General features: G+C 50.4%; 12 protein-coding genes. 8 read left to right on the forward strand and 4 right to left on the reverse strand.

Annotation, left to right across the window (positions count from 1 at the left end; genetic code table 11):
* Positions 1–11 precede the first annotated feature (11 nt).
* The 4 genes from H6624_03485 to H6624_03500 form a co-directional block, all read right to left on the reverse strand.
* Positions 12–1,202, reverse strand: a complete 1,191-nt coding sequence (locus tag H6624_03485; GenBank protein ID MCB9083377.1) for a hypothetical protein — start codon at positions 1,200–1,202, stop codon at positions 12–14.
* A 122-nt stretch (positions 1,203–1,324) separates the two neighbouring features.
* Positions 1,325–2,362 (reverse strand): glycosyltransferase family 9 protein, encoded by a 1,038-nt coding sequence (locus H6624_03490; protein ID MCB9083378.1) that lies wholly within the window; start codon positions 2,360–2,362, stop codon positions 1,325–1,327.
* Between the two features lie 104 nt (positions 2,363–2,466).
* Positions 2,467–4,770 carry a hypothetical protein gene (locus H6624_03495; protein MCB9083379.1) on the reverse strand — a complete coding sequence of 768 codons (2,304 nt, stop codon included), beginning with the start codon at positions 4,768–4,770 and terminating at the stop codon, positions 2,467–2,469.
* Between the two features lie 119 nt (positions 4,771–4,889).
* Positions 4,890–5,504 (reverse strand): HAD family phosphatase, encoded by a 615-nt coding sequence (locus H6624_03500; protein MCB9083380.1) that lies wholly within the window; start codon positions 5,502–5,504, stop codon positions 4,890–4,892.
* 181 nt (positions 5,505–5,685) lie between these two features.
* On the opposite strand from H6624_03500, the gene H6624_03505 reads away from it, so the two are divergent.
* The 8 genes from H6624_03505 to H6624_03540 all read left to right on the forward strand — a co-directional run bounded on the left by H6624_03505 (position 5,686) and on the right by H6624_03540 (position 16,871).
* Complete coding sequence (locus tag H6624_03505; protein ID MCB9083381.1) at positions 5,686–6,321, forward strand: tetratricopeptide repeat protein; 636 nt, start codon at positions 5,686–5,688, stop codon at positions 6,319–6,321.
* A gap of 2 nt (positions 6,322–6,323) precedes the next feature.
* A complete protein-coding gene (locus tag H6624_03510) occupies positions 6,324–7,124 on the forward strand; it encodes a MotA/TolQ/ExbB proton channel family protein (GenBank protein MCB9083382.1) in 801 nt (266 codons plus the stop codon).
* A 22-nt stretch (positions 7,125–7,146) separates the two neighbouring features.
* Positions 7,147–7,902, forward strand: coding sequence for a hypothetical protein (locus tag H6624_03515; protein ID MCB9083383.1), 756 nt, complete (start codon positions 7,147–7,149; stop codon positions 7,900–7,902).
* The gene (locus tag H6624_03520) at positions 7,899–9,662 is read left to right on the forward strand and encodes a hypothetical protein (protein ID MCB9083384.1); all 1,764 of its coding nucleotides are present in this window, start codon (positions 7,899–7,901) and stop codon (positions 9,660–9,662) included. The genes H6624_03515 and H6624_03520 overlap by 4 nt, the downstream gene beginning before the upstream one ends.
* Positions 9,663–9,693: 31 nt before the next feature.
* A complete protein-coding gene (locus tag H6624_03525) occupies positions 9,694–10,221 on the forward strand; it encodes a hypothetical protein (protein MCB9083385.1) in 528 nt (175 codons plus the stop codon).
* A gap of 221 nt (positions 10,222–10,442) precedes the next feature.
* Positions 10,443–13,466: a hypothetical protein gene (locus tag H6624_03530; protein MCB9083386.1), complete on the forward strand. Its 3,024-nt coding sequence runs from the start codon at positions 10,443–10,445 to the stop codon at positions 13,464–13,466.
* A gap of 94 nt (positions 13,467–13,560) precedes the next feature.
* Entirely contained in the window at positions 13,561–14,769 is a 1,209-nt protein-coding gene (locus H6624_03535) for a HAMP domain-containing protein (GenBank protein ID MCB9083387.1), read from the forward strand.
* An 8-nt stretch (positions 14,770–14,777) separates the two neighbouring features.
* Positions 14,778–16,871, forward strand: coding sequence for an insulinase family protein (locus H6624_03540; protein MCB9083388.1), 2,094 nt, complete (start codon positions 14,778–14,780; stop codon positions 16,869–16,871).
* Position 16,872 lies beyond the last annotated feature (1 nt).

Below are 16,872 nucleotides of genomic sequence, written 5' to 3' on the forward strand. Positions count from 1 at the left end.
GAGAGTCTCTCTCAATCAGGGGCGAGTTGAGTTTTCGTGAACAATGCCGTGACGAAAGCATGACTCGCCCCACTTTTATTTGCCACTCCATCAACAATACGTTCTGACCACTGGGGAATTTGGTCCCTGGACTCCAATAGAAGGTCGATTACGCGAGCCATTTCATCCCGGGTGGCACAAACCTGAACCATGTGAAGATTTGTTCCAAGCTCCTTGTGTTTAAACTCCAAGGCCTCCCGGTTGTTTTGGTGGTCCGGTCCCACTAGGGTCACGGCGCCTGAACCAAGAGGCTCCATCACGCTATGGACGGAACCTTTAAAAGAGCCTCCCACAAAGGCCATGCGGCCCCAGGAGTAGAGGTCAGCTAGAATACCCACTTGATCAATGATTAAAACGTGACCCTCAGGGTAGTGGTCGGCCTCGGAGTAACGGCAGCTGGTCAGGCCTAAGTCTTTGAGCTGGCTCGTGAGGGATTTGAGGTGCTCAGTTGTGGGCTCATGAGGCGCCAGAATTAAATGCAGGCCATGATCCTTAATAAAAGGAGCCAGCGCAGGCAGCAGGACTTTTTCGTCTTCCGGCCATGTCGAGCCGCCAACCATGGTTCGTAGAGGATCAGCTGGTTTTAGCTCCTCTTTGAGATCTTTTTTGTGGCTGAGACGAAAGAGAACCTGATCATAGCGAGTGTCCCCGGCTGCAGTCACGGACGCTTGGGGCAGGAGATGCAAAATCTCCGATCGGTCGTCTTCGCTGACGCAGAAAATTTCGGAAACCAATGGAAGCAACAGACGCGCCAGGAGTCTGCTGAAAATACCCCGGGCCTTTTTGCCCGAGAAAGTGGCGCTAAACAAATAGACGGGAAGGTTTCGCTTGCCACACTGATAAAGCATTTCCGGCCACAAATCAGTACGTGAAATCAAGCAGACCTGAGGATTAAAACGCCTGAGAAACTGACGACAGGCAGCTGTCGTATCCAAGGGTAAGGGTTCATCCCAGTCCACTTCGGGAGTGTTGGCGATGTTCTTCTGATAGGTGGGGGAAAAGTAGGTAACAAGGATTGGGGTCAGTGGGGCGCGCTGTTTGATTTCACGGAGGACGGACTTGGCGTATTCGAATTCTCCGGAAGAGGCATGGAGCCAAATCGGCCTTTTCTTCCCAAGCCAATTGGGTGGTTGCCGATGATTGGCTTCCATGCGCAATTTCATTCCCCGGCGGATTTTAGATGAGAACCAAAAACCGAGTGTAAAAAACAGGCTCAATAGAAGAGGCAGCCCGACAAAGCGGTAGAAAATAAAAAAAGGCCAAAAATACCAACTTACTGACACACTTATACCTGAAGCTTTAATTGTTGATTGAGTTCACTTGCAACCGATTCGGGTTTGATGTCAATCAGGCATTTTCTGACTTCTTTGATGCGACATTCGCCCCGGCCATCCTTGGTGCAGGGGCGACAGGGGAGGTCCACCTCAAAGGTGTGGCTGTTGGGCCAGCTGGGAAAACCAAAGGCGGTGGGGCCGATCAATGCCCAAGTGGGGCGGCCCAGGTAATCCCCCAGATGAAGGAGGCCCGTGTCTCCACTTACAAGGCCCCCACATTCACTCACCAGGCGGGCGGATTCATTCCAGCTTAGGAGGCCCGCCAGATTCTGAACTCTCTCGGGGGCAACCTTCTGAATTTCATCCAGGAAATGATCCTGGGGGCCTCCCAGAATCATGAACTTCGCTTGAGGAAGGTGCGCGATCAGAGTCTGCCAGTAATCCACCGGCCAGCGCTTCATCTCCCACGCAGCACTGGGAGCCAGCAAAAGGCATTCGCTAGCAGGCCATTTGAGAAGTTGTCGAGTGTCTGGCTTGAGATCAGTAAGATTCAGGCCATGGGAGTGCTTTGTGTCCCATTTAATGCCCCATGGGCCAAGTGGCCACACAAAGGATTGAGCCCCATGGTAGGGCCAGGGAAGCAGCTTCCAGCCGAGGCGAAAAAGCAGCCATCGCTTCAGGCGGCTCTTCCCTCGCCGCAAAAAATGGGGAATGCGGCCTGGGCCCGGAAAGCGCAAAATCCAACTGAGAATATGGCTGCGGACATTGGAGTGAGCATCATATAGGTGAGTGAAATTCTGCCGGCGCAGCTCTTGAGCCAGCCGCAGCAGGGCCGACAATCCGCCTTTGCGATCCAGAGACCAGGTTTTCTGCAGCTGTGGGTGAGTGGCGACCAATTCGGCAAAATCACTGCGGGTTACCCAGTGAATGGGGGCGCCAGGGAAGCGTGCCGCCAAGTGATCAGCAGCCGTCAGGCATTGAATGATGTCTCCAAGGCTTGAAAAGCGGATGATCAAAATCTTGTGAGGACTCTTGGGCTGTAGGCTCATAGGCTGAGCCTATCTCACTTTGGCCTCCTCTCCAAGCTGCTTGAAAGCAAAAGGGAGCTTTGAAGGGCTCCCTTTTGCCAAAACAGAATCAACTACGAGGGTTACTAGCGGGCCTGATCCAGGCGCTCCAGCTGCATCATCTGCATGACGTCGGCAGCACTTAAACCATCGGCTGGGATCTGATAGAATTCGTGGACGTTCAGATCTTTGTCGTCTTCCCAAACCCGGTAGTACTGGTGGGCATCATCCAATTGGGCGTAACGGTTGCCATCGCGTCCAGAGGGGCTGATGTCTTCCAGCTTTTTGCTCAGATAGGTCACCATATCCTGGCCTTTAAAGCTAACGCCTTCAAGAGACTCAGGCTGAAGTTTGGTGGACCAGTAAGGGGCAGTCACTTTGTAGTAGTTCTTGTAGGGATCATCTGATCCGCTCACAATGTCCCCACGTTCAGCTCGCGTTCCGCTGGAGCCCATCCACCAACGACTGTGAGAAGGAAGATCTTCGCGGGCGATGGTCATGAGTTCACCCTTATAAGTGCCTTCCTTTTTTGATTTGATCAACTTGGCGAGATCTGTGGAACTCGCGTCCCAGGATTTGGCAAAGGACCGTGATTCAGGAGAGCTGAGTTTGACCCATTTTTTTACCAACTTCTCCAGGGGCATTCCTTCAGCCATCAGGGCCTGAACCACCTGCTCTGCTACAGGGCCGAGAGTAACAACCGCCTGAGTGGGCCTGCCGTTCTTCTCGCTCGCGGCCAGTATCGCCTTGATTATGTGAATGCGTTTTTTCATAACATCGCCATGGAGAGCAATGGAGGCAACTTGGTCTTGCTCCATACCCAGAGTATCAACTGGCAGGTTGCGGAGGATGGCATAGTCGCTGGCGACCCCAGATGCCTTAAGCCAGGCTTGGAGCTTTTGCCCCACGGTTCCGCTCAATGCCCGGCCAGAGAAGAATCCATCATGGGAATACTGGTCAGCCAGGATGAGTACCCGAGCCTGATTGAGGCGGCCACGGTAGATGGGTCCGTGTCCAAACGACGGATGATTCATGGGTTGCACACTCAATCCAGAGAGAGCATAAAAGTCCGGCCAGTTTTTCTGGAGGGCCTCAGAGAGATCACAGGAATAAATAGGAGCTTTTTTGCCGAAGCCGCAGGGGCCCGGATCAAAAGACATGAAATCGGCCTTTGGAGATTCGTAGGGGACGTCACCGGGGGCCATGCCTTTGAGGCCAACAACCTTTGTTCCCTTTTTAACAAAGCCTGAATCGACATCGCTCGGGCGCTCCGACTTGGGGTAGCTCACTTTGTGGCCGTCAGCATTGTACTTTCCGGCCCGAGAGAACACTTGAATGGCTTTTTGGGTTTGGCGATTTGAAGAAGTGCCCGATTGACCCATACGCCAGTTGGTACCAAAAGCAAAATCACGAAAGGGAACGGGGGCATTTCCATACTTGTACTCGCCTTCCAGGAGAGCTTGCATCAACTCATCACGAGTGCTGCCGAGACCTTCATCGATATCTGCCATCCACTTAGGATTGTCCTTCATGAACTGACCCACCTTGCGGGCTGCAGTGGTGAATCCCTTAATGATATTTTGCAGAGCCGCCAAACCACCGTTACGAGGACTGGCTCCGCCGGGGTGAGGGACACCGATAACTAGAATATCATTCTTCAAATTCACTGAAACCTTTTTGCCGTCACGGGTGTACTTGTTTTTGAAGTATTCCTTCATTCCGGAAGTGTCACAGTTTGCCAAGTTGTTGGAAGCAAAACAGCGTCCTCCGCGGGCGTTGACCCAAGTGGCGACGGAAGCCTTACCTCCGGTTCCCACTCCCATAACAAAGGACAAGGTCTCAGGATTTTGTTCCACCATGTAGTCAAACAGACGGTGACGATAGTCAACAATGGGGCTTTCCACGTCTTGTTCCATCCATTTGAATTTAGCATCTTCGTGATCCAGCTGCCCGTTGATGGTGTAAACAAAGGTGTTCAAAAACAAGTAGCTGTGTTTCACGCCGAGGAAATTCAAAAATTTTTGCGTCTTGGTTCCAGTTGATCCAGTAAAGGCCCGGTTAGTGACGTTTTCGTCCTGAGCCCCTTCTTGGCCAACCACAAATGCCTTCACCTCATTTTGTCCGAGCCGTCCCCGATACCACATAGGGCCGAAGATCCAGCGAAATTTTTCTTGACCGTCTTTCCCCAGCACCTCTTCGCCAATGCCCCGGTAATTGGGAGTTTCGGCAAAGAGCCTGGCCCATTCTGAGTTGATGGGCGGGCCTGGATCGTAGTCAGATGGAAGTCCTCTTTCAGCTTTGATGTAGTGTCCGCCTTGTTGGTAGGCGGAAGCGGGGTTGAGCCACAAGAGGGCGGCTCCAAGACAGGTCAGAACACCAAGACGAGTCATGGTTTTTCTCCTTACTTTGGGTGGTTTTCCCGAAAGTAATGGACCCGGATTCATAGCGTCAAATCAGGTTCTTGTGCTTATAAAAGTTAGACAGGAAGCCTCGGGTCTGTGGAATTATTTCAGACCGAACCCAGTAATCCCATCTGTTTGAGTTGGATCTTGAGGGTGCCGGGGTCGCGAAAATGAAGGGCGAGAAAGCCCATGTCCAGGGCAGTTTTTACATTTTCCAGGCTATCGTCAATAAACAGGCAATCGGTGGCTTTGAGATCGTATCGGTTCAGAAGAATTTCAAATATTTTTGGGTCAGGTTTTACCACACCTTCATTGCCACTTAAAATAAGCCCATCAAACTCGCCCAAAAAACCAAAGCGCTTTTCAACCAGGGGAAAGGTTTGAGAAGACCAGTTGCTAAGGGCATAGAGGCCGAATGAGCCCACCTTTTGAAAGTGGCGAAAGAGCTCCACTGTAAGGGCAATCTCCCCTTGGACCATCTCGGGCCAGCGGTCCCAATAGAGTCTGATCTCACGGCTGTAGTGGGGGCAGGCCTGGCAGCGTTCTTCAATGCCGTCAGTAAATGACAGTCCGGCATCCAGTCGGGCATTCCATTCCGAGGAGCAGACATACTGCAGGAAATACTCCATTTCGTCCGCCGATTTGAAAACCTGCTGATAGAGATACCTGGGGTTCCAATCAACCAGGACGCCGCCTAAATCAAAAACAATATTCTTCACCATGAGGGGAGTCTAGCATCCGGCCCCGACCTTGGCCAAGGTAGAACCGAGGCAATTGTGTCCCACTCTTGGGCCTTGGTCCAGTTTCTTGATCTGGATTTAACCGGCTCATCAGGAAGGCCGAAAGGTTGCATTGAGAAAGTGCAGAAATATCAACTGGAAAGCAGTGATGCGGATGAATAAAATGAGTTTAACTTCATTCAGATCGCGAATGCTCTATCTACTAATTGGAGTGGTGCCGGTGTTCTTTGGTTGTCAGACGGCCACACTCAATGTGCAGACCAGTCCCGACGAAGCCGAGGTCTTTGCTGTCTATCCGGGACAACAACCTGCGAAACTTGGGAAAACACCCTTAAAAGTAGAAAGCCAGGCCCTGTTTGCCCACCCGGGTGATTCATTCAAACTTTTGGTGCAAAAAGAAGGCTTTTTTACTGAGCAGTTTTTGGTTCCCAAGTCCCTATTCGCCGCCAATGTTAAACTTGATATCGCGATGAAAGAAAATAAGGCGCCAGTCGCCTGCACAGAACAAGACGCAGCTGTGGAAGAAGTGGCCCGCAATGTGGCCCAGGCCCAGTCCTTTATTCAGGCCAAGCGCTATGAGGGAGCGGTGAGAATCTTGCTCAACCTTTCGGATCGTTTTCCCAACTCCAGCGTGGTCTACGATTTATTAGGTAATGCCTATTATTTGATGAAGGATTTGGAGTCGGCTCTAGGTAATTACGAGAAGTCTTTGCGGCTAAGTCCTAATAACTCTGAAACGCAAAGAATGGTGAATAAGCTAAAGTCGATCTATTCAATTCGAGCGCCGGCAGGAAATTAAGTATGTATTATGTATTAGGCCTACTCATAGCTACTTCCAGTGTTGTTGCGGTGATTATTCACCTGCAGCAGGCCTATACCAGCTACTATGACTTTGTGGCTTTTTGGATGGTTTTGGGTGGTACAATGTCTGTGGCCACTATCATCGCCCCTTGGGACATTCGTCGCGACTTTTTTCGCAATCTTAGGTCATTGATAGTACATGTGACACCCTCGCAAAGAGACTTTTTGCAGGTATGCTTGGACATCATTGGAAAGCATAGCAATGGGCTTAAAGATTTCAAGGCAGATCCGTCCCGCATTGAGCAGCGGATTTTACGAGATGGCTTGGAGTTGATCTCCCTTGGATTCATGACGGACAAGATTGAACCCATCCTAAAGGAAAGAGTTTACCAAGCCAACGAGCGCAACTTTCGCTGTAGTGCCATGGTTAGATCCTTGGCCAAGTACCCTCCCGCCTTCGGGTTGGCCGGAACGGTTTTTGGTCTGGTTCACCTGATGCGAGGTGTGTCTGAAGGAATGACGGCCGAGGAAACCGGTGTGCGCATGGCAATTGCGCTGGTGGCAACACTTTACGGTTTGATGGTGGCCAACCTGTTTGTCAATCCTGCCGGTGAATTGATTAACCGCTATGGGAAAATGGATGAGCGCTTGGCAGAGCTTGCCATTCAGGCTGTATTGCTGGCTGCTGATAGAACTCCGATTCTTGAGGCCCAGGAGATGCTCAACTCATTTGTTGATGAGGACCAGCGTATTGATTTGACCTCAGGGTTTGGTGCAGCTGTTTTTGAAGAGGCAGCCTAAGTGAAAAGACAAGAAGTGTAAAATGAGAACGATTAAGCGAAATTTACATCGCCAGCAAGAAGAAGTGGACACGGAAGGAACGTGGGCCATTTCCTATGGCGATATGATTACCCTGCTTTTGAGCTTCTTCGTTCTGTATTTCACTGTAGATCCCAAGGCCGAACAGCAGGAACGTCTGCAGAAGTCCCTGATCACTAACCTGGAAGCCATGGCTCAGCCATCAGAAGAGGAATCCTCCAAGGGTGTTCGACTTCATATTGGGGAAGAACAAGCAAGCGATGTGGATGAAAAAGTGCTGGCTAAACTGGGAGCTAAGGTTCATCAGGTCGGGCAACGGGTCATTGTCGAGTTCCCTGGGATCTCTTTCTTTGAGGTCGGAAAGATTGCTGTACGTGAAGATGCAGTAAAAACCCTGACAGCGTTTGCTAAGCTCTACACTCCTTTTGCGGGTCAGTACCTGTTGGGCATAAGAGCATTTACGGACAATCGGCCGGTGATCCCTTACAAATCGCGAAAGTTTTCGGACAATCTAGAGTTGTCGGCCTTGCGCTCAGTGGCCACCATGAGGGTGTTGCAAACACGGGGGATTCCTCTTCACCGTATGAAGCTTTCGGGTCTTGGTGAGTTTGAGATCACTCCAGAGGAGTTAAAGGCTGCCGGTATCGATTGGAGCAATCGGGACCCAAGGGATTTAGCTCGAAAAGTAGTGTTGGTCATCGAGCCAGCCACAAAAACAGTGGGTAAAGCAAAAGGAAAAGTAGATGGAGGCAAGGGATGAAGACAATCAAAACTTTAATTAAAGTCTTGGTTCTTTGCGCACTTCTACTGCCGCAAATCCTTCTTGCCCAAACCGACACTCGACATCCCCGTGTCGCAGAGCTTGAAGACCAGTATAAGACCCAGGCCATGGACTTTTTAAAGGCCCGGTTTCCTCATGTTCCCTTCTCCGTGGTGGTCAGTATTGTGCCTCTACGCCGAGCGGGCGGGGAGAATTATTCGGCCAAAGAAGAAGCTTTGCCTTACTATTTGCTTGAAGATGAGGAAATCCGCGATGAATGGGATGATCCTAATGCCAGCCTATATGTACTGAGTAAGAGAATCCAGTCCGTTCAGGTAATCATTTCCGTGCCTTCGACGGTGACGGAAGAAGAACTCTCTGAGATCAAGGAGACTCTGACTTCAACCTTGCGCCTGATCCCAGCGCGGGACACAGTGGAAATCCGCCGGCGAACCTGGTCTGGGCTCCCCAATTTTTCACTCTATGCGGCCATTGGTCTTGCGGCGATTGTGGTATTCCTTCTTGGTTTATACATAATCACCCGGTTTTCGTTGAGACGCATGACTCGGGTGTTCTCCGATTTGCAGGCATCCTTGGGTAAACAAAACCAGCAGCCCACGGTGGCTCCACCGAGCTCAACCGCGGTGGTGGAGAAATCAGACACTCTTGGTGGCTCAGGGTCAGGTGGTGACTTTAGGTTCACCGACCCCATTAAAATTCGTGAAGTCATTGGTAGCCGTGTACATGAGCTTCTCTATTCAGATGAGTTTCCACGGCTTGAGGATATGGTGACGTTGGATCGTTTTGCCCAGCAGGACCACAAGGCCCTGGGAGCTCTGCTTGCGGAGTTTCCCATGGATATGCAGCGAAAGCTCTTCTCGTTTGGCAAGGGCGATTACTGGATGGAGGCCTTTACCGATCCCGGAGAATTGACTCCCTTGTGTTTGCAAATGCTTGAGCGTTTGTGTCGGGTGCAGAGGTCTAAAAAAGGCAAGGACTGGGAGAATTTGTTGATTCAGGTGTGGCGCATGGAAGAACAAACGCGCATTCGCTTTCTCCGTCAGATCGATCAAGAGATAGCCATGGCCATTGTGCATCCCATGCCCAAAAATATCTCGGTGCCAACTGCACGGCAGGCATTTCCGGGAAGTTGGGCCTCGGTGTTGGATCCGAAATACAAGCCGACCCGAGTCGATCAAGAGCACATTGAAATGCTCCTGGTGCAGGCAACCGAACTGGTGCCGCCCGTGGAGTTTGAAATCCTGGAGAAGTACAAACAAGAGAAGGATCTGATTGCATACTTGAACACCTCGGACGTGGTGGCGGAGAGAGAAATCTACCGTGCTTCTCCGGAAGACGCCATGATCCATAAGATTCGCCCTCCATTTTACCGAGTTCTTCTCGATGAAAACGACTATATGGAAGACTTTGTTGCTCGTGTGAACTTGGATGACTGGGCGCTCGCTTTGTTCAATGTTGCCCGAGGTGACAGGAGCAATGTGGATCAGCACTTTTCCAGTAAACAGAAGTTTATTTTTATCGAAAAGCTGAAAGCTTTGGACTCTGGGAAGTTGGATCCAAGAGCTGTGGGCCAGGCTCGAGAGAGGGTTGCCCGCTATTATTCGGATTTCCTTTTTGAGCGAACTATTCTGGCGGCCCGGGGTTCCGTGGCTCCTGGAGAGGAAGGCCCTGAGGCTGAAGAGAAAGCGGAAGACAAAACAACAGTTGAGGAAAAGGACGATAAGCGCGATGTGGCCTAGGGGCAAAAACCTCTTTGTTGGAATCGCGTTAGTGGCTTCAGCCGTCAGCCTTTCGTTTTCTGCCTCTGCCTCCAAACTTGATATCATGGCTGGGTGGTTTTCCATTTCAGCGAAAACCAACTCTGGGAGCTCAGAGCTCTCCAACTTTGGTGCCTATCGAATTAATTATTTTATTCCTGTGTTTCGGCAGCTTGATCTCACTGTGGGCTACAGTCTGCTTATGAGTGACACCTTTGGCGGGGATTTAGGTTACGGAGTCGATGGGGGGGTGACCTACTACCCGGTCTCAGGAAGCACTCCAGTAAAGGCCGCCGCTGAAAATTCGCGTATGGTGATCGACTCTCTGTGGAGGCCTTATATTGGTTTGGGTTTTTCCCAAAGACAGTTCCAATCTGTGCAGTCGACTTACGCCGGATTTTCCATGTATGGGGGAGTGGAGCGTAGCCTCATGCGTGAATTTGACTTCAAAGCTGAGCTGCGCATTGTGGAACTTCAGGGCGCGGGGATTGCAAAGGCCACGGAAATGACTGTGGTGGCTGGCCTCATCTATCCGTTTTAAGGCGGATTTTTCGGCCGTAATTATTAGGGAAACTTCATCTTTTCGTCCACATTCTCAATGTGAGAGGTCAGCTCGTCTAAGACGGGAAAAGGGCGGATCAATTTGGGAATCCAAGACGACACCGTCCCGTCTAAGGTTTTAATTTTGGGGGAAACTAACCGATAATTAACTAGACCAGACATGTGACGAGGATCGAAATGGGGCGTATCCGGAAATTGAAAATGTCACACCACTTGAGGTGGTTTATTGGGGCAACCCTTATTGCCTCGGTCGCCCTTTCTTGTAAACGTTCAAAAGATGATTTTAGTTTTGTCGATGACGATTCCGGCAACACGGTGGAGGTAGACACGGATCGATTGGTGATTATCGATTCGGTTCCTACCTCTTCAGTTACAGTGGTGGAGAAGGGCAATAACCAGGATTATTTCGTTTCGGCCAAAACCCCAGCTGGTCGGGTGATCAAATACACCTGGATCCTAGATGGCACCACAATGCAGTCCGGGGATGGGCAGGTCTACAACTTTGCTGCTAACGACGGGAATTTGGGCAACCATACTCTCGTGGTCAGTGTCCATGATGGGGTGGAAACCGAAACAGTGACCTGGTCGGTGAAGTCCAATGGACCTCCGGTGTTGACCAATCTGGTGACCGGAACCCCCAAGGTGTCAGTGGGCTCCAGTATTAATTTGGCTGTCAGTGCCACTGATCCCAACAGTGATGTGATCACTTACACTTGGCTCCTCAATGGACTGGTATCGCCAAACTTAGTTTCTTCCGGAGCGACGGCTGTTCTTACCGGGGCATCGGCCGATGTGGGGGCCAAAACCATTATTGTCCAGGCGAGCGATGGGTCGGCGACGGACTCGGTGACATTTACTGCTGAAGTGAATCACTTTCCTATGGCCTGTAATGAGCTGGCGCAAGGGGAAATTTGCACCTATGCGGGGAATCCCAACATTGGTGACGGCATCAATCCAACGACTTCGGCTTATGATGAGAGGATTCAACCCATCGCCCACTGTCAAGACTCGGCCGGGAACTACTACCTGGCTGACTACAACAATCACATTATGTGGTTTTACAATGTTTCGGGCTCCGACATTACCAGACATGGTGTCACAATCGCAGCTGGGACCATGAAGGTGGTGGCGGGATCAGGTGAGGCGGCAAGTGGCAATGATGGCCTGGCGCTTTCTGAGGGCCTTTATTCGCCACGAGGCTGTGCTTACCATGATTCCTCCGGTCGATTGTTTATTTCGGAGTACTCGGGCAGTCGGGTCAAGTATGTGGATGCCAATGGTTTTATATTTGGCGGTATGGGTTATGGAACGAGTACGGTTCCGGGAGATACGGCCTATAACCATGACTGCAACAACCCCATGGGGATGCATCTCTATGGAGACAAGCTGTACATTGCCTGCTATGGCAATGATCAGGTCCGAGAGTGGGACCTGAATACCGACACAGCCACGGTAGTTTACGGAGATGGCGGAAACAATTATGACGGCGAGGGAGGTGCTCCCACAGCCGCCGGAGCTGATCGGCCTTGGAACCTATTCGTCAATGCCGATGGCATATATGTCGTTCACTCGGACTACCATCGAATTCGTTTTATCAACACCACCGGGGCGAGCAAAACCTTTTGGGCCGGATCGACCCCAGTCACGGTGAACGCCAACACCGTGCGCACAATCATTGGGTCGGGAGGAAACAACTATCAGGAGAACAATGCGCCACAACTTCTGGCCTTGGGCTCCCTTTCCGATATTGCTGTAATTGGTAATCTCTATTACTTTACCATGCGCTACAATGGGCGCGAGCGCCTCATGGTAGCGAACGATACGGGTGTGGCTCAGGTCTTCGATGGCAAGACAGTCAACAATGGTCAGGCGGCCAATATTCTCTTCAGTTCTGGTGGCTACAATGGATCGAACATTACTTTTAGTAATGCACGAATTAATGATGTCTATGACATCAGTGTGGATGTGTTAGACAATACGATCCTTCATTTTAGTGACTATGCCAATTATCGCCTACGAAGTTTTGATTTGGTGAATGAAAAAGTGGTGGATCGCCTTGGTTCAGGAAAAGCGCGCTGGGGGTTTTATGGAGATGTGGCCAAGCCAACTTTGGAACACCTGTTCTACTACCCAGGTGGTCTTGCATTCAACGACACCAACAAACATCTCTATTTTGTTGACCGCAGTAATTACCGCATTCGCGATGTGGACCCCTATGGTTTGATTTCAACCATCATTGGTCGAGGTAACGGTGACACAACGGTTGAGGATGATGTCCCCACCAACGCCTATTTGCGCACAGCCTTCAACTCTAACAATAGCATGCACAATGGCTTAGAGATTTTGCCTGACGGTAGTGTCGTGAACCTCAATACCTATGGGCACAACTTCCGCATTTGGAATGGCTCCGGAATTCTTAAAGCCTTCTTTAATACCTTTATTCTCAACGATCGGATTTCCACAGTTGCTGGAGATCCATTGGGAGGATCTAATGGCCCCGGCAACGGTCCGGATGGGCCGGCTTTGTCTGCCCAATTGAATTATCCTAACGGCATTACCTACTATGATGACGGGGCCAACAAGTACATGTACGTGGCGGACACCCAGAATCACTGCATACGCCAGCTGGATGAAGCGGGCAACATGACGGCGATTCTTGGAACCTGCGGTACGTCTGGGGATTCGGGTCCAACCAATATCGATGAGGCTTCGCTACTTATGGATCGGCCTCATGATGTCACGGTTGACAGTCTTGGTAACTTGATTGTCACCGACTCTTGGAACAACAAGATCCGCTACTGGAATCGTACTGTGGCTCCGGTGACTGTGGGAATTGTGACAGTAAACCCCGGCAAGGTGAGTACATTGGTCTGCAACAATGGCCTGACGGGAAGCGCTTCTGAGGACGTGTTCTCGACCAGCGCCCGTTGTTATCGACCCATGGGACTCGACCTCAGTCCTGATGGAAATTCGCTTTGTTTTAGTAATACCTGGCGCCACAATGTGCGTTGTGTGGATCTAACCACCGGAAAGATCCGCACTGTGGCCGGTCAATTGGAAGCAACGCCAAGAGCAGGTTCCCCTTCCGGCTTCGAGCAGGAGGGTGTTCCTGGAATCAACTCAACCTTGTACTACCCCGGTGGAGTGGACTTTGATGCCAATGGGGATCTCTATATCTCCGATCAGTACAATCACATCATTCGTAAGCTCAAGCTCAGTCCCTGATTTGTCCCCTGGACTTCGGTCTCACTCAAAACAAAGCAAGTTTTGAAATTCCCGGTCTTGCCTGAAGCGGTGATTTTTCCGAAAAGCAAGTGATATGAAGCACTCAGGAGACTTGACCAAAGATCTGACTGGACTGATTGAGGAGACTCTCAGCCCTACAGGTAGTCGATTTAGTATTCGGGTTTTGATCTGGAGCCTGTTTATTCCCTTGGTCTTGGTGGCGATCGCCTTCCTTGTCGGCCATGATTACATCGTTCCCGATCAATTGGAATGGGCCAGCCTAAAAGGTGAGATGTTTCGCAGTGAGGTCAATCGTAACTTCGTTGTCTTTTTTTCCGGCACATTTTTGTGCCTGACCTTGTTTTCTCTCGCTTCCGGGGTTTGGCTTTATCGCTTTGTCATTCGTCCTCTCGTAGAGCTTCGTAAATTTGCTGAAGATATGAAGACCAGCAAAGACCTGAATCGTCGGTTACCGGAGCAAGGGGCAGGTGAGATCCGTGCTTTAACCCGATCCTTCAACTCTCTTTTGGTTCATGTTCGAGAAATGGAAATGGAACTGGTATCCACGGGCGAGATTGTTAATAGCTCCAAATATGCCGCTCTAGGTGAAATGGCCGGAGGCATCGCCCATGAAATCAATACGCCGTTGGCGACCATTATGGTCAACGCTGATCTGATTGAAAGCTACTTGGATTCCGATCCTATCCCAATGACTGAGGTGAAATTTCAACTGGAAAGATCCCGACAGACAGTTGAACAGGTGGCTAAGGTGATCAAGGGGCTCAGAACCTTTGCCCGGGATGGAGGAGGTCTGGAACATCAAGAGACCACCGCTGGCGAGCTGATTGATCAAGCATTGGACCTTTGTTTCTTTCGCTTTCGCGAAGCCGAAATCCACATTGAACATATTCCCCCTACTGATCAGGCGCAACTCAAGTGCAACCCGGTGCAGATCGTACAAATCCTGGTGAATCTTTTGAACAATGCGCATGACGCTCTTAACGATCAGGATGATAAGCAAATCAAGATTCGGGTCGACGAAAGCAGCTCAGAGGTGGTGGCCATTGAGGTCATGGATAATGGGCCGGGTATTCAGCCAGAAGTGGAGGAGAAGATCTTTAATCCCTTCTTTTCCACCAAACCCGTTGGCAATACGGGATTGGGATTGAGTATTTCCATGGGCATCGCCCATCAACACAAGGGCGTATTGTTTCATTACCGGGAAGATGAAGAGTGGACATGTTTTTGTCTGCAGCTTCCGCGACGCAAATGCACTGAGGGAGAAGGCCAAGAGGCCGCATAGGGGTAATTGTGAAGAATTATAGTAATTGGGATATGCTCATTCGAATGACCATGAGTCTCGTCGTCGGACTTTGTTCATCTTTAAGTTTGGCCCAGGACGAAATGCCTCAACAGCCAGACCCCTATTCCCAAATTGAGTTCATGACCCTTGAAAATGGCTTGGAAATCATTCTTGCCCCAGGGTCGGCGGCACGCACAGTGAAAATCTATTACGAAGTGGATGTGGGCTACGGTGTCGAGAGCAAGAGAAATCTAGGTGTGGCCCACCTGCTGGAGCATAGTTTGTTTCGTCACCCCGATCTCTCGGAAAATATGTCGTTTTTGGAAGTTATTCAGGAACGAGGGGGAGAGGGTAATGGCGTCACCTCCAAGCGAAAAACTTACTATTTCGCCACAGTCCCTCAAGCGGAAGGGCCCTGGTTGGTGGAAACTTTCGCAAAAATGATGCTCAACCGCAGTCTTCGTCCGGAGGATTTGGAAAAGTCGAGGCAAGAAGTGCAGCTGGAAATCGGCGAGCCCCACCCCCTTCATGCCTTTTTGGGTTTTGATGTGAGCTATTACCTGACCTTGAGTTACCTGAAGTCCAAGGACTTTTATGAATACAACTTTGGCCTAGACTTGAACTCCAATCCTTTTAGTGAAGAAGAGGTGCGTCTGGCAAATCAGGAGCTGAATCTCAGGTCGGTACAGAAATTCTATGATAATTATTATTATCCAAGGAATGCTCGACTGATATTGTCGGGAGCCTTTGATCCGACTCTTGTCAAAGAGAGCCTGCTCGAGGGTTGGAAAAAGGAAAAGGATAGGGAAGGCATCATGCCTCCTCGCCCGGGGGTGCCCCATCCGCGTGGGCGACCTCATCTGATTCACAGTTTGGCCTCTGGGAGTACGCCCAATATTCAGATGGGATCTCTTTTGTATGATACCACCTATGTAGAAGAAATTGCCGTCAATGTCTTTATTAAGTATATCGGCAATGAGTTGATGAAGGAGATCCGCAACCGCAAGGGACAAACCTATACAGTGCTCCCTAACTATTTCACGGAGTGGGGAGTGGGCTATGCCAGTGTTGAGTTGGAGGCCCCACGTGAAGGCTACAAGGAAATCCGCAATACCGTTCGCCAGGCTTTCCGAAGGGTCCGCAATGAAGGATTGAGTGATGAGGAGTTTCGCAAAGCCAAGGATTTAACAATGCGCCAGTTAGGTTTGGTGGAGTCGGACAGCGAGTCGCTCCACTACTTGGCGGCTTCTTGGCGGGAATACAAGAAGCGTTATGGTGAGGATATTGCGTCTCCTTACCGGGTTTTGACCGAAATGACCCGTGAAACCATGAATCAGGCACTGGTGAAGCATTTTGCGAAGGAGCGAAGGCTTGAATATCTGGACGTTCCCAATGTCCTTTTTCGCTACGACGAGTGGGTATTTGGCTTTGCTTTGCTGCTCATCAGTCTTTGGATTTGCCGTTGGGTACTGTTGAAGCCCTTTGATCATGCAGGGGTTCGGTGGATTCGCAAGGTGAGGTACCCTGGATTAAAGGTGATTGAAATTTGTGCGTTGGGTACAGCTTTGTTTGTCTTTGGTCACCTTCGCCACGTAATTCTCACTTATCTCCCGGAGTTGGTGGAATGGCGGCACAACGTGATTTTTAACGGCTATTTATTACCCTGGGCTGAGGTTCTCATTGGCGTTGGTTTGTTTGTTGGAACACTCAGCTTTTTCCCCCGCAAATTAATGGTTGAAGGGGACAATCTGGTGGTCAAAAGTCTGACCTATTATTCGTTCCTGATTCCATTCGATAAAATTCAAGCTGTCAAAGCCGTGCCCTACTGGCTGGTGCTGATGAGTCCGGGTTTGCTGTGGAAGCTGGGTTGGCGTCATTTCGTTTTTCACCCCTTCATTTGGCAGAAGAGCCTGTGGGTGGAGACCGAAAAGCACGCCTACGTCTTTAGTATCAAAAACGGCAACCTCGCCTCTCAGGAGCTTCAGTCGTTAATTGATAAAAAGGCGGGTCATTCCGGTCATGACGGTCAGGGTGAGGAAGAGGGAAGGGGGGGCGGGGAAGAGTCCCAGAAATCCTTTCCACTTCAGTCTCATGTCATGTAAA

Source organism: Pseudobdellovibrionaceae bacterium (assembly GCA_020635075.1).
In the GTDB taxonomy this organism is placed as follows: Bacteria; Bdellovibrionota; Bdellovibrionia; order Bdellovibrionales; family UBA1609; genus JADZEO01.

What these genes read in the sequence shown, in the direction of transcription:
- H6624_03510 (MCB9083382.1), top strand. Translation starts at nt 6,324, where the DNA reads ATGTATTATGTATTAGGCCTACTCATAGCTACTTCCAGTGTTGTTGCG.
- H6624_03490 (MCB9083378.1), bottom strand. Translation starts at nt 2,362, where the DNA reads ATGAGCCTACAGCCCAAGAGTCCTCACAAGATTTTGATCATCCGCTTT.
- H6624_03535 (MCB9083387.1), top strand. Translation starts at nt 13,561, where the DNA reads ATGAAGCACTCAGGAGACTTGACCAAAGATCTGACTGGACTGATTGAG.
- H6624_03485 (MCB9083377.1), bottom strand. Translation starts at nt 1,202, where the DNA reads ATGAAATTGCGCATGGAAGCCAATCATCGGCAACCACCCAATTGGCTT.
- H6624_03520 (MCB9083384.1), top strand. Translation starts at nt 7,899, where the DNA reads ATGAAGACAATCAAAACTTTAATTAAAGTCTTGGTTCTTTGCGCACTT.
- H6624_03530 (MCB9083386.1), top strand. Translation starts at nt 10,443, where the DNA reads ATGTCACACCACTTGAGGTGGTTTATTGGGGCAACCCTTATTGCCTCG.
- H6624_03495 (MCB9083379.1), bottom strand. Translation starts at nt 4,770, where the DNA reads ATGACTCGTCTTGGTGTTCTGACCTGTCTTGGAGCCGCCCTCTTGTGG.
- H6624_03500 (MCB9083380.1), bottom strand. Translation starts at nt 5,504, where the DNA reads ATGGTGAAGAATATTGTTTTTGATTTAGGCGGCGTCCTGGTTGATTGG.
- H6624_03505 (MCB9083381.1), top strand. Translation starts at nt 5,686, where the DNA reads ATGAGTTTAACTTCATTCAGATCGCGAATGCTCTATCTACTAATTGGA.
- H6624_03515 (MCB9083383.1), top strand. Translation starts at nt 7,147, where the DNA reads ATGAGAACGATTAAGCGAAATTTACATCGCCAGCAAGAAGAAGTGGAC.